This window comes from Rivularia sp. UHCC 0363 (assembly GCF_034931125.1).
Taxonomy (GTDB): Bacteria; Cyanobacteriota; Cyanobacteriia; order Cyanobacteriales; family Nostocaceae; genus Rivularia.
Genome location: NZ_JAYGHM010000076.1, coordinates 24,462 through 38,162 on the forward strand (window position 1 = coordinate 24,462; position 13,701 = coordinate 38,162).

The window sequence follows — 13,701 nt, forward strand, 5'->3', positions numbered from 1 at the left end:
AAATTTTTGATTTTATTTCTAATCTTGTTTTAATCTAGGAGTTTTGCAAGAAACCTATAGTTAATTATGAAATTATTAAACCGCAGAGAGGCAGAGAGCGCAGAGGAATAAGAAAAAGGAATAATCCAAAATCTAAAATCGATAAGTTTAGCAACTTGAGGCAATTAACAATGACAATTACACCATCTGAGATTAAATATCAGCGTAATCTTCGTAAGAGAATATTTAAAGTTAGAACTGCAACTCTATTTTTATTCAGCATCGTTATTTTATCAGCAGTTATTGTTGCAGGTTGGTTTGCTGGGGAAGGTCAAATTAACGCAATTTTTGCTCAAATTAATGTTTTGCAAAAGAATCCACCAATGTGGTTGGAAGCACCAATGGTAACGGGGAAATATCTATTAGTCCCGACTGTATCGTTGTTACTAACTGTATTAATAATAATGAAAGTTTCTCCCCAACCCCGCGTTTGGTCGCGAAGACTTGTTGTCGGAATATTATTAATTTTAACTGGTCGATATGTTTTATGGCGCTCTTTATCAACACTAAATTTAGACACTCCTTTAAATGGGGTGTTTAGTTTGGCTTTATTTGGTTTGGAAATGATGGTATTATTTAGCGCTACAATTCAGCTATTTTTAATGCTGAATGTTAAAGAACACCGTCATGATGCAGACAGAAATTCTATCGCTGTTATTGAAGGAAATTTTAACCCCAGCGTCGATGTTTTGATTCCAACTTATAACGAACCAGCTTTTATTTTGCGCCGGACAATTATCGGCTGTCAAGCTTTGGAATATGACAATAAAGTAATTTATCTATTAGACGATACCCGTCGTCCGGAAATGAAAGCTTTAGCGGAAGAATTGGGTTGTAAATATATTACTAGGATGCAAAACAATCATGCTAAAGCAGGTAATCTCAATCATGCATTAACTAAAATAAATGGAGAATTTATTGTTGTATTTGATGCCGATTTTATTCCTACAAAAAACTTTCTGACTCGTACTGTAGGCTTCTTTCAAGATGAACAAGTAGCCTTAGTTCAAACACCCCAGAGCTTTTACAATGCAGACCCCATCGCTCATAATTTAGGTTTAGAAAACGTTGTAACTCCAGAAGAAGAAGTATTTTACAGACAAATTCAACCGATAAAAGATAGCGCTGGAAGTGTAGTTTGTGCGGGTACTTCTTTTGTTATTAGACGCAGTTCTTTAGAAAAAACTGGTGGTTTTGTTACCGAATCTCTTAGTGAAGATTACTTTACAGGAATTAATTTATCAGCTAAAGGTTACAAACTTATTTATTTAGATGAAAAACTGAGTGCGGGTTTAGCTGCTGAAAACATTAGCGCACACGCAACACAACGCATCCGCTGGGCGCAAGGTACTTTACAAGCATTTTTTATTAAATCAAATCCTCTGACAATTAAAGGATTAAAACCATTACAAAGACTAGCTCATTTAGAAGGATTGCTCAACTGGTTTGCTAGCATTTCTCGTGTCGGATTTTTACTAATGCCATTAGCATACTCATTTTTAGGCATTATCCCCATACAGGCAACTCTACAAGAAGCACTTTACTTCCTTTTACCTTTTTACCTTACCCAATTAACAGTATTTTCTTGGTTAAATTCGCGATCGCGTTCTGCTATTCTATCAGAAATCTACAGTATAGCCTTAGCTTTTCCCCTAGCATTAACGGTAATTAAAGTAATGTTAAATCCGTTCTCGAAAGGTTTTAACGTTACACCTAAAGGAAACGCAAGTAATAAATTTTACTTTAACTGGAATTTAGCTTTACCTTTAATTATTTTATTTATTGCTAATGCTGTTAGTTTATGGCGCAATTTAGGAATGTGTTTAGCATTATTATGGCAGCAAAAAACTACACCTGAAATAGTACAGCATTTTCAAGGTTTAGATTTAGGCTGGATATGGAGTATTTATAATTTGATGCTGATTGGAATCGCTTTATTAATATTACTTGATGCACCAAAAGCCGATGTTTACGAATGGTTTGACTTGCGACGGGTAGTACGTTTAGATATCGGCGAAAAAACTGTTTGGGGAATCACTACAATGATTTCCGAAATCGGTGCAGAAATCGCTCTGACGCAGCAAATACCGATGGAATTGATTCCCGGTCAATCATTAGAACTCGAAATATCCGAAGAAAAATTACAGCTAAATACAGAGATTATACGTACCGGCATCAAAGATGAATTTCCGACAATTCGAGTTAGATTTCCCCTACTAAGCTTATCTCAACATCGCAGTTTAGTAGAAATGTTATTTTGTCGTCCCGGACAATGGAAGCATAAATGTACACCTGGTGAATGGCAATCTTTTATACTACTTTTCAAAATATTACTCAAACCGCGAATCTTATTTGATCGCAAAGTCGATATAAGCGCGATCGCACTTTCCAAAGTTTGAAACTATTCGTCCATTTCTCTATTAATATGAACGTAATCGGCAGATGTTTTGACAATTGTATTCGGTACAACTGTTTGTATGCCTAAAATACCTATTAACAAACTCCCGCAATACACGCTTGCTAAAATGACCCTCGTTATCCGTTTGCTGTAGAAACAACGATAGCGTCCCATCAAATTTTTGATCAGTAAATATCTACTATTGAATGGTAATTTTTGATAATCGAATTGCTGTAGATATTTAAATAGATAATGTAATATATTTTGTCGATTGGGTAAATTTTTTCCGATATGCCTTTGTAATTTAGAATTTATTGTAGCAGCACGATAGCTGTGTACAATATTAAAGCCGAGAGGAATTACTATTAAAAATAATGCTGGATGAACTACTCCAAACATACCAATAATAATTACTCCAAATCCTTTAAATAAAACATCACTATAGGGAAAACGAGAAAATAATAAAATATCGGCTATTTGTCCACCGTCAAGAGGATAAATTGGTAGTAGATTGAATAAATTTAAGCCAATTAATATCCAGCTTGTTTGTTTTACCCAAGAATAGCTTGCATCTGGAAACATAATTGCTAACCCTAACCCTAAAATTAATCCTGGTAGAGGTCCTGCTAAAGATACACAAAACTTTTGAGTTATCGTAGCATCATCTTTACGAGCAGTAGCAACAGCACCTAGAAAAGGGATAAAAACTAAAGAAGCATCACGATATCCATTAAGTTTCATTACTAGCAAATGTCCTGCTTCGTGAAAGATTAATGCGGAGATAAAAATTATTAGAGTCTGAGTTCCAAAATATCTGCTAGAAGTCACTACAAATAAAGCAAAACTACCTAATAGTAACCAAGGACGCAATTTACTATTAATAAATCCTCGCTGTAACTGTTCCATTCGTCGAAATCCCTCTACTTCTAATTCGACAGGAATTTCTGTTAATAATTTAGTATCTTTTTTTGCTTGTTCTCGTCGCTGTTTGATAATATTCGTACTTTTCTGCTTTTCCTGGATTATTTTATACGTCAATTTCAAAGCTACTTTTGCATTTAAATGAAATAAATTTTTATTGGTAATAGCTAATATATGTTTTAATTTTACTAACGAATCAATATAATTTATTAAATACACTTGGAGCGCTTCAATAAAAGCTGATGCTGATAAAGTATGAGGAATTTTATTTGTTTTTAATTGCCTCAATCTACCTTTATGTAACTGCCACTGTAACGATGTTTGAGCGGTATAACAATCTTGCAGAATAAAGTGAGGAATTCTGCCTATAACCGTATCTCCCTTACCATTTGTTGTTACCAAAAATGTTTTATCTGCAAAAAAAGTATAAAATTCGACATCAAATAAATGTACGGGTTCTATTTGATGACGGATACCAACTTTTGCGTAGCTGTTAAAAGCTTTGTTGTATAGTAAAATCTCCCAAGCGATATTAGGATAAATCCGAATCATTGGCTTAACCTGCAAATAACAGCATGGCTGGAAACCAAATTCTTTAAGTTCTTCAATCGGAATTAAAAACAACTTTTGTAGATAACTCGGAATATTTTCAACTGCTTGTATTTGATAAATAGGGTATTGCAGCGTCACCTGACAAAGCTGTAAAAAGGTAATTAGATATGAAAAACTGACTAGCAGACCATAAATAACAATAGGGTAAAGCAAATATTGCATATTATGTAAAAAATAACACCATAATTATGATTCCCAATCTTTAACCTGGTTTATCATCCAGAATGCAGATAATTTGTTTTACCGAAATACTTCAACGCCAACCGGAATATAACAAGTAGCCATAATTTACTTAATATTTAATCTCGGCAAATACACCTACAAATTACTCAAAAGCTGAATATGTCTAAGCAAACACTGAGATTAGAAAACAACCTATATCAATACTTACTTTCAGTATCTATACGGGAACCGGAAGCCTTAACAAAACTACGTCAAGAAACTGCAAGTCATCCCCGCAACGTCATGCAAATTTCACCAGAGCAAGGTCAGTTTATGGCTTTACTGATGCAGTTAATAGGAGCAAAGAAAACTTTAGAAATCGGTGTTTTTACGGGTTATAGTTCTTTGGTAGTAGCTCTTGCATTACCACCAGAAGGTAAGATTGTTGCTTGTGACGTGAGTGAAGAGTACACATCAATAGCCCGTAGTTACTGGGAACAAGCAGGAGTAGCCCATAAAATTGACCTACGTATAGCTCCGGCGATCGCCACTCTCGATCAATTAATCGCAGAAGGTGAAACGGATACCTTTGACTTTGCCTTCATTGACGCAGATAAAAGCAGCTATGACGACTATTACGAACGAGCATTGAAACTAGTACGTCCGGGAGGATTAATTGCGATCGATAACGTATTGTGGTCTGGACAAGTAGCCGATCCACAAATTCAAGATAATAGAACCAAAAAAATCCGAGCCTTAAACGAGAAAATTCATCAAGACCAGCGAGTCACCATCAGTATGATACCCATTGGAGATGGTTTGACATTGGCCAGAAAGAAAAGTTAGTTAGGAGTTAGGAGTTGGTAATTGGTAATTGGGAATTGGGAATTGGGGATTGGGGATGGAATGATTAGAGGGGGGAGAGGGGGTAGAAATCAAATTCTTAATTCATAACTTATAACTCCTAACTCCTAACTCCTAACTTATTCTTTCCCTATCCCCCCATCATTCCCCACGCTGACGCTTCTTCTCCTGCATCTTGGCTTTTTTCTCTTCGGTAATATTATCAAAACAGTGGGGACAGGAAATTCCTGATTCATATTTAGAAGATTCCTTGTCAGTGTCGGAAATCGGATGTCCGCAACTGGAACACATATCGTAGGAACCGGGTTCTAATCCATGAACCACGGCAATACGTTCGTCAAAAACGAAACATTCACCTTTCCATAAACTTTCTTCTTCAGGGACTTTTTCTAAATATTTGAGAATGCCACCTTTAAGGTGATAAACTTCTTGGAATCCTTGGGAAATCAGGTAAGAAGTAGCTTTTTCGCAACGAATTCCGCCGGTACAAAACATTGCTACTTTCTTATTTTTATTGGGATCTAAGTTTTTACTAGCGTATTCTGGAAACTCCCGAAATGATTCAGTTTGCGGGTTTTCCGCTCGTTGAAATGTACCAATACTTACTTCATAATCATTGCGAGTATCGATTACCGTTACTTCTGGATCGGAAATAATTTCGTTCCAATCTTCGGGATTAACATAAGTTCCAACTTGTTCGCTGGGGTTCACTTCGGCTAAACCTAAAGTCACAATTTCCTTTTTTAACTTTACCTTTATGCGTTGAAACGGCGGAGATTCTGCGGTGGATTCCTTGCATTCCAAATCTGTAAAACGAGAATCGGAACGTAAAAAGTTGATCACCCCATCAATTCCTTGACGACAACCTGCAATGGTACCGTTGATACCTTCTTCAGCCAGTAAAATAGTCCCTTTTATTTCCTGTGCTTCGCAAATAGATAATAAAGGTTGCTGTTTTTCAGCATAATCTGGTAATTTGACAAATTTATATAATGTGGCAACGATTAGAGACATAATAATTTTTGATTTATGCAAGTCCGCTTTTTTTAGACGGGTTTGAAGCAATTTTAACGTGTAAAATATTAATTTTATTCAAAGCTGTGTCTAATAGTGCTTTCATCAAACATAAGCAAGTTCCTAATACAGATTATGAAAGAATATTAATACAAAAAAAGTCTACCTTAGCAGACTTATAAACTCATATTAATTTTAAAATACCTACAAAAAACTAAAAGTTTATTTCCGATTGTCGTTTACGAGCTAAAGTAATTGTTCTGATATTTTCAGCAATAATAGCAATATTACCTAACAATCCTATTATTTGAGGCTGTTTGTCGCTTTTATTTTCCGATACTTCCGATACTATTGCGATCGCAAAAGCAAGCACAAATACATATCCAAGAATTTTGAGATTGTTTACTCCTCGATTAAGATAAAGCATCGCAGCGGGAAGGAAAAAAAAAGTTAATAAGCCAGCTATTACTGGATTTTTCTTTGCTAATTGTTCAGTTCTATCTATATCCCTTTTAGTTGGTTGAAAAGGATTCCAAATAGAACCATTAGTTTCATTAGGGTTATTGAATGCCATTGTGGAAGATGTTTGAATTATTTATGTATTCACTTGACTTAACTAACGAGACTTAAATAAAAATAAAGCCCACATAAATAAGCTTTATTCTTATTAATCAAAGGCTTTGAAAGGGTTCTAAGTAATTAATACAATTACTAAACTCCTGCTAAAAATACCGTGAAACCTATTCCTAAAATAATCAAAAAGCCACCAGTGAGAAACGAACCGAAACGGTGATAACTATTAACAACGGTACCATTTTCACTTTTTAATTCAATTAAATCCATCCACGGGGCAACACCACGACGGAACCAACCTACAGCACCAACATTCATATTAATTAAGCTTTCTACTCGCTTCATTCCAAATAAGAAATTACCGAGAGAACCAAATCGAGAAGCATAACGCAGGAAAAGCATTCCGCTAGCATCTTGTATTTTCAAATCGGAACCAAATTTATAACCAGCGTCCCCACGTCCAATCAATTTACCTTCAAGTTTTGCCGGACGACCGCGCAAAGGACTAGCATAAGGATCTGACATTAAGGTAAGAACGTCTGTTTCGACTGCTTTGGTATAACTAGGGAACATCACAAAGGCTTTGATAATTACTCCGATTCCCGCACCAATTAACGGACAAGCAATAAATAAACCAGGGTTATTTACACCGGAACTCACAAGGATAATTGCGATCGCAATACCAACAAATAAACCAATAGTTTCAGCACCAAACAAGAATATATCTAGGAAAAAACTGCCGTAAAGCTTATTTTTATTTAAGTGCTTACCTTCCCCAACAACTTTCCCCATGTCGAATTCGGTTTCTAAACCCAATTGTTCTGCATAGGTACTCAAAGCGCGGACTCTTTTACCTGTTAGGGGGTGAGTGGAATTTAACTCCATCAACCAACCCCAAGGGTTAAACATATCCCAAAGAAACACTCGACCAATTTTTTCTGGTTGGGAAGTGATGCGGTAAGCGTTTCCTGTAGTCGCTGCGGCTTTAGCATCGTAAATACCCAAAGCGCGGGTTCCTTCTATTAAACGACTGGGTTCTTTTGCTCTCGAACCTTCTTCGACAATTCCGTAAGCTATCTTTACCAAAGCGCGAGATAAACCGTTCGGATTTCCCGTAGTTTCCGCTGCAAAATGGTCTGCAAAATATTCCCTAGTGCGAGAAAGAAACAGTAATAAATAAGTACCAATGAGGTAAAAAATGTATGCGACTAATGAAGCCGTTTTCGCTGCATCAGCAATTTTGCTATCACCCGCACCACGTATTAATGTTCTCGCTGTGACGTAAATTAAATAGCAAATTTGTACCAAAGTTGAAGCTACGGTCATCACCGCAAAATCCCAATGGACGATGTGTCCGAGTTCGTGAGCGTAAACTGTAGCAACTTCATCATCATCGAGATAAGTAAAAAGACCACGACTTACAACCAAACGAGCGCTATTAGGTAATGAACCGTAAGTAAATGCCGTAGGATTCTGGTCTTCAATGATGCCCAAACGCGGTGCTTTAATTTTTTTCTGCTGACAAACCCGACGAATAACTGCGATAGTTTGCGGACTCAAGTTTTCAATTTCTGCCAATTCTACCCAACGAGTCTTATACAGCCAATTTTGGGTTAAATCCATTAAAAATGGGGATAAGAAAAAAGCTGCAACGTTGAAAATTAAAGTAATCGCGATCGCAATTCCTAAACCTGTAACTGGGTTATCGCTACCTACAATAAATACTATTGCTAGCCCCAATACCAGCACCATCCCAGACATCAAGCAGATGGTTACGGTGGATGCTAATGCTAAATTTCCACCAACTCCAGCCATTGCTAACTTTACCCCAGCAGCACCGACAGCTTTCTTCACAGGAGTAGAATTTTCTGTAATGCTTTGCGTTGATGGTGATTCATTCAGCTTCTGGTACATTTTACCAGCCCAATCACTTACTTTCTCATGTTCGCTTTGCATCAAACTTTGACAGAGAATCAAAGCTTTCTCGGTTTCCCCAATAGCTTTATATCCCCTTACCAACCACATTTGTGCCGTACAGTATTCACCGGAACCCTTTTGGACACAATTACGACAATATTCTTCGAGTAGTGGAATCGCTTCCTGATAACGTCCAGCTTTTGCAGCATCCAATCCAGCTTGTAGTGACATAATTTATCTAAATTTAAAAAGTTATCTTTGTTCGATTGATACTCAATAAATTCAGTTATTGTCAGCGTTATTCCTAAAAAGTTAATGTAAACATACGTAAACAGGCATATACAACGATTCCACAGCAAATCTTCATATTCATGCGGAATATACATAATAGAATAGAAAAGTATAAAATAATTTACAAATGGCGACTTTGTGGGTTTTTTGGGCTAAAAGTTCATCCAGGTTTTGTGTTGGCTTTTGACGGTCGGCAGAGCCGACTGTCATGGGTTCCCAGACTCCGGTTGGGAACCAGTTAATGCATGAACCAAAAACGGGTAAATTCTATCAAAGTCAACAGCCTAGTGGATTACCTTTTTCCGGACACTACAGGTACTTTGTTTTCTACCTTATTTTTGGTTTCCAGGCTTAAAGATTCACCACTACGTCTAGCTTCCCAAGAACCGGAATACCATCTATTAATTTTCCATTTTCCTTGAATATGATCTTCATCTTCCGAAATTGTGCCAACATATTCCACGGCATCGGTAGAAGTTGTAAAATAACGTTTCGTAAAGCTAATGCGACGACCCACCACTTCACCACTCAACTTAGCTTCTCCTAAATAGCTATCATCTAAAACGCTACCAGTTAAGCTATTCCCGCTTTGCACTAGTACAACTTCAAAGCGAGTTGGATTTCCGTATTGCCAATAAGTCCCCATCCAAGTACCGTTTACATCAGCCATAGTCAGTTATCAGTGAACAATTATCAGTTAACAGTAAAGGAAGCGCAGATACCCAATTTAAGAATGTTTGAAAACTACCGAAAGATTGTTTGCTGGCATTTGATAAGTTTGTTGGAGGGTAAGATGATGTTTGCTGGCTATGTCCACTACATCTTCTAAATTACGGACTCCCCATTCTGGGTTTTGTTCTTGTAAATACTCGTCAAATGCTGCGTTGGAAGGTGCGGTATGTTTTCCACCTTGTTTGTAGGGGCCATATAAATACAGAATACCTCCTGTTGTTAGTATACGACTGGCAGCCGCCATTAATCCCACAGTTGCAGACCACGGTGAAATGTGAATCATATTGATATTCGCGATCGCAACAATATCTGATATTTCCGCTAATATTTCTTTTTCTACTTTCCAAACCGGCTGACTTGCATCAATATCAAGGGGTTGATTGAGATTGTCGCTAGGGGAATCTTTAATCCATGCTGATATACTTTCACGCAGCGAAGGATCTGCATCGGAAGGAATCCACTTTCGGGGTTGCAATCTGGGTGCAAAGTATACTGCGTGTTCCCCGGTACCGCTGGCAATTTCTAAAATCGTGCCGGTGGGTGGTAAAACTTCTAAAAGTACTTGTAAAATCGGTTCGCGGTTGCGCTGGGTTGCTAGTGCGTATTTTTTGCCGTCCACTATCTCTTCTCCACCGGAAACGCTTGATTAATTTAGCTTAGCTTATCTCAAGGAAAGTAATACGTTTGAAGAAAAATAAATGCGATCGCTTCGTGTTCACTGAAGTAGTTAATTGCAGGGAACTATAAATTCAAGTTTAGCGTTAGCGATAGTAAGGGATTAAACAATATCTTTTTATACTGTCATCATGAAATCACTCATCCTATTCAAAACCTTAACCTTACTTGGTTTTTTCCTCTCTACATCCCTCGCTATTATTACTAGTATTCCAGTTATTGCGAGTACACCAGCTACTACCCCTACAAAGACTCAGCAACCAAAGCAATTCAAATTAACTTTATCCGGACATACCGAACCTGTTCGTGCATTAACCTTGTCTCCCAATGGTCAAATTCTAGCTAGCGGTAGCGACGATCAAACAATTAAACTTTGGAATTCTGCTACAGGTTCATTGCTACATACCTTAACCGGACATCGCGATCGCATTAAATCAATAGTAATTACTCCTGATGGTCAAACTGTAATTAGCAGCAGTTTTGATAATACGATTAGATTTTGGAATACTCAGACTGGTGAGGAATTTCGCAAAATTGGGGAAAAAACTGGAGTGAATGGAATGGTATTAACCCCCGATGGAAAAAGTTTAATTTGTGGTAGTGGAGATAAAACTATCAAGTTTCGCAATCTTACAACCAAAAAAATCGACCGCATACTCAAAGTCGAAACCACAGCACTTGCAATTAGTAATGATGGAAAGACTTTATTTAGCGGGGGTGAAAATGGCGGAAAAATTCGCCTTTGGAGTATAGTTACGGGTAAACAACTACGCAGCTTTACCCCACCACTACCCAAACAATGGAATGGTTCAGAGCAAGCATCATCCCCAAATACACTCGCTGTGAGTAACGATGGTAAAATGCTCCTCAGTGGTGGATATGATGACAGTTTTCAATCGGGTGGACTTATAAGCACTGATGGTAAAAGTTTTAAAGCTTGGGATTTGCAAACAGGGAAACTAATTCATAATACTTCCTTGGGTACAAGTATTGATGCTTTAGTTATTAGTCCCGATAGCAAAACATTTATAGCTAGTGGTTTGAATTCAGCAATGATATTACGCGACATTAAAACAGCTAAATCAATAAAGGAATTCAGCGGACACGCTGGGGGAGTTTACGGATTAGCATTAAGTCGTGATGGCAAGACCTTGTATACTGGCAGTGGCGATAAATCGGTTAAGTTTTGGCAAATTAAATCATAACTTGTGCAGCTAATAACCAAGTTAAAAAATCACTATTCATATTCTTAAATGGACGATACTGGACTCGAACCAGTGACGTCCTGCTTGTAAGGCAGGCGCTCTACCAACTGAGCTAATCGTCCGTTGTCTCTCACAAGTAAACAATATAGCAAACTTTTTCCTACAGCGCTAGTCTTTTACGAAAAATATTTTTTTGCAGCTGATTTTTCTTGATTCAAATTTACGTAAAAACCGGGAATAGCCTGTGATAATGTCCGAATTATTTGATAACAGAAGCAATGGATATCAGTAACGGCTAAATATACCTTGTATCATGTCACTTTATTAGTTATGATTCGGGCGTTGGAGAAACCCCAATCCACAGTGGGAATTGATTTCAACCATGTCCAATCCCCTAATTCTTTAATTATGCCCTCCGGTCAAACTCACGATCGCATTACAATTTGGGCTTTACCGTTGATTGCAGTTGCCACTTTTTGGCAAACTCGCAGCAGCGGTATAACTTTGCTGGTTGCTAGTGGGTTTATGTTTGGGGGATTGATGTTTGGCCCCGACTTGGATATTTATTCAATTCAGTTTCAACGCTGGGGTTTCTTGCGCTTTATCTGGCTTCCCTATCAAAAAAGTCTCCGTCATCGTTCTTTTTTATCCCACGGGCCGTTAATCGGTACAACTTTGCGGGTAATTTATTTATGCGGCATAGTTTCAGTGGTCGGAATATTTGTTTTACTTATTGCCGAGATCTTGAATATGGCTTTGAATTGGCAGGAAGTAGCTAAAAATACATTAGAAACAATTAACCTTCACTCAACGCAATTTTTAGCGTTGTTTATCGGTTTAGAATTAGGTGCGATGAGTCATTCCATTAGTGACTGGTCAAATTCTGCTTACAAGCGTTTTAAAAGAAAAGGTATCACCAGCTTGTTACCCCAAAAGAAAGCTAAAAAGCGTAAATCCCCTATTCGTTCGAGTAAAGTTAGCAGGACAAAGGGACAAAGGGACAAGGGGAGATGAAGTTAGGAGTTATGAGTTAGGAGTTAGGAGTTAGGAGTTAGGAGTTATAAGTCTGTTTTTCACAATTATTTACCTTTGACCTTTGACCTTTGACCTTTGACCTTATGAATACTTTAACGGCTTTGCAGGAATTAATTGATGTGGTGGCAAAATTGCGATCGCCAAATGGTGGTTGTCCTTGGGATTTGGAGCAAACACCCGAAAGTTTGACGACCTATGCGATCGAGGAGGCTTATGAGGTCGCTGATGCGATTAAAAACGGCGATAAAAATCACGTTGCTGAGGAATTGGGGGATTTACTTTTACAAGTGGTGATGCAAGCGCAACTTTTTAGCGAATCTGGAGATTTTACGCTCAAGGAAGTCGCGGAAGGTATCACTCAAAAGATGATTCGTCGTCATCCTCATGTTTTTGGTGATGTGTCGGTGCAAAGTGTGGATGAGGTAAACCAAAATTGGGCCGAAATCAAAGCTGCGGAAAAGGGCGAAAATGTTGCAGATAGTCACAAACTTAGCAATAAACTCAGTGGTTATACTCGCAAAATGCCACCCTTAACGGCAACCATGAAAATTTCCAAAAAGGCTGCCGATGTTGGCTTTGAGTGGGAAAATATTGATGGTGTTTGGGAAAAATTTGAGGAAGAATTGGGAGAATTTAAACAAGCTTTGGCGGAGGAAACCCCGGAAAGACAGCAAGAAGAGTTAGGTGATTTGTTATTTAGCGTTGTTCAGTTGGCAAGATGGAATAATTTAGACCCAAGCGTTGCTTTACAAGGCACAAATAAACGATTTATTCAGCGATTGTCTCATATGGAAGCATTCGCCGAGCGTCCGCTTTCTGAATATAGTTTATTAGAGTTAGAAGCACTTTGGCAGCAAGCAAAAGCCAAGTTGAAATAGCCTATTTGCGCGTCCGGGTGAATGTTTAAATTGGTTTGAATTTTGCAGATGGAAAGCTTATTTTTAAAATCAGTTAAGTAAGTCGGCGTTAAAAAATCAAGGTATGTCATTGCGAGTGGAACGTTCACTGAAAGTGTTCCTGTTCACCGCAAGGTGTCCCGTAGGGAAGGGTAGTGAAACGTTAGCTGAAAGCTTTCCCGAAGGGTAGCAATCGCAAGGACTTGATGGTTATTTACCATGAGCCACCGAATGCCCCTTCCTCAACGGAGTAGGGAGGGGATGAAAGGTGGGTTAAAATTTCCACGTTCTCGAAGCATCTTTTTGCGACGCAAAACAAGTGAGAGAACAGTGGAGATTTTAACAATTCCTGTGTTATGATTATGCC

At 37.9% G+C, this 13,701-nt stretch carries 12 protein-coding genes and 1 tRNA gene; 5 read left to right on the forward strand and 8 right to left on the reverse strand.

The window, feature by feature from the left end; genetic code table 11:
- Positions 1–170 precede the first annotated feature (170 nt).
- The gene (locus VB797_RS29545; protein WP_323241344.1) at positions 171–2,438 is read left to right on the forward strand and encodes a glycosyltransferase; all 2,268 of its coding nucleotides are present in this window, start codon (positions 171–173) and stop codon (positions 2,436–2,438) included.
- 2 nt (positions 2,439–2,440) lie between these two features.
- On the opposite strand, the gene VB797_RS29550 is transcribed toward VB797_RS29545, so the two are convergent.
- On the reverse strand, positions 2,441–4,048 hold the full coding sequence (locus tag VB797_RS29550) for a metalloprotease (protein WP_323241345.1): 1,608 nt from the start codon (positions 4,046–4,048) through the stop codon (positions 2,441–2,443).
- A gap of 264 nt (positions 4,049–4,312) precedes the next feature.
- Here VB797_RS29550 and VB797_RS29555 point away from each other — a divergent pair, with 264 nt between their 5' ends.
- Positions 4,313–4,978 (forward strand): class I SAM-dependent methyltransferase, encoded by a 666-nt coding sequence (locus VB797_RS29555; protein ID WP_323241346.1) that lies wholly within the window; start codon positions 4,313–4,315, stop codon positions 4,976–4,978.
- 159 nt (positions 4,979–5,137) lie between these two features.
- Here VB797_RS29555 and VB797_RS29560 read toward each other — a convergent pair whose 3' ends face one another.
- The 6 genes from VB797_RS29560 to VB797_RS29585 all read right to left on the reverse strand — a co-directional run bounded on the left by VB797_RS29560 (position 5,138) and on the right by VB797_RS29585 (position 10,142).
- On the reverse strand, positions 5,138–6,010 hold the full coding sequence (locus tag VB797_RS29560) for a rhodanese-related sulfurtransferase (RefSeq protein WP_323241347.1): 873 nt from the start codon (positions 6,008–6,010) through the stop codon (positions 5,138–5,140).
- Positions 6,011–6,224: 214 nt separating this feature from the next.
- Positions 6,225–6,584, reverse strand: a complete 360-nt coding sequence (locus VB797_RS29565) for a hypothetical protein (RefSeq protein ID WP_323241348.1) — start codon at positions 6,582–6,584, stop codon at positions 6,225–6,227.
- Between the two features lie 137 nt (positions 6,585–6,721).
- Positions 6,722–8,731, reverse strand: coding sequence for a zinc metalloprotease HtpX (locus tag VB797_RS29570; RefSeq protein WP_323241349.1), 2,010 nt, complete (start codon positions 8,729–8,731; stop codon positions 6,722–6,724).
- A 138-nt stretch (positions 8,732–8,869) separates the two neighbouring features.
- A complete protein-coding gene (locus VB797_RS29575) occupies positions 8,870–9,001 on the reverse strand; it encodes a hypothetical protein (RefSeq protein ID WP_323241350.1) in 132 nt (43 codons plus the stop codon).
- 82 nt (positions 9,002–9,083) lie between these two features.
- A complete protein-coding gene (locus VB797_RS29580) occupies positions 9,084–9,461 on the reverse strand; it encodes a hypothetical protein (RefSeq protein WP_323241351.1) in 378 nt (125 codons plus the stop codon).
- A gap of 57 nt (positions 9,462–9,518) precedes the next feature.
- Complete coding sequence (locus VB797_RS29585; protein ID WP_323241352.1) at positions 9,519–10,142, reverse strand: DUF938 domain-containing protein; 624 nt, start codon at positions 10,140–10,142, stop codon at positions 9,519–9,521.
- 187 nt (positions 10,143–10,329) lie between these two features.
- On the opposite strand from VB797_RS29585, the gene VB797_RS29590 reads away from it, so the two are divergent.
- Entirely contained in the window at positions 10,330–11,403 is a 1,074-nt protein-coding gene (locus VB797_RS29590; RefSeq protein ID WP_323241353.1) for a WD40 repeat domain-containing protein, read from the forward strand.
- 49 nt (positions 11,404–11,452) lie between these two features.
- Here VB797_RS29590 and VB797_RS29595 read toward each other — a convergent pair.
- Positions 11,453–11,525, reverse strand: a tRNA-Val gene (locus tag VB797_RS29595).
- Between the two features lie 286 nt (positions 11,526–11,811).
- On the opposite strand from VB797_RS29595, the gene VB797_RS29600 reads away from it, so the two are divergent.
- On the forward strand, positions 11,812–12,417 hold the full coding sequence (locus VB797_RS29600; RefSeq protein WP_323241355.1) for a metal-binding protein: 606 nt from the start codon (positions 11,812–11,814) through the stop codon (positions 12,415–12,417).
- Positions 12,418–12,521: 104 nt separating this feature from the next.
- Positions 12,522–13,316: a nucleoside triphosphate pyrophosphohydrolase gene (gene mazG / locus VB797_RS29605; RefSeq protein WP_323241354.1), complete on the forward strand. Its 795-nt coding sequence runs from the start codon at positions 12,522–12,524 to the stop codon at positions 13,314–13,316.
- The last annotated feature ends 385 nt before the right edge of the window (positions 13,317–13,701 follow it).